Raw genomic sequence first — 258 nt, forward strand, 5'->3', positions numbered from 1 at the left:
AGTTTACACACAAATGATTATAACATAAAAATTTAAATCACCATATCTTACATCTTATAAATTTTAATGCCACCTACTATGCTAATAGTGTAATTGATCGCTTCCCAAAAGATAATTAATGGGAATATCGCTATAATAATAATTGCCAGCAACAACGACGGAATAGAAAGCGTTATATCCAGTAAGTGATTTAAAAAGCTGGAGCGAAGCCCACGACTAATACCAGCAAAAGTGCCTACGAGTAAGCCAATGACAGTG

At 34.1% G+C, this 258-nt stretch carries 1 pseudogene; it reads right to left on the reverse strand.

Annotated features, from left to right (window positions below):
- Window positions 1-125: 125 nt before the first annotated feature.
- A pseudogene (locus tag AAEY62_RS23290) lies at window positions 126-258 on the reverse strand (peptide ABC transporter permease); the annotation flags it as partial.

Origin of the sequence: Pseudoalteromonas sp. GW168-MNA-CIBAN-0100 (assembly GCF_040309225.1) — a bacterium.
Classification (GTDB): Bacteria; Pseudomonadota; Gammaproteobacteria; order Enterobacterales; family Alteromonadaceae; genus Pseudoalteromonas; species Pseudoalteromonas arctica.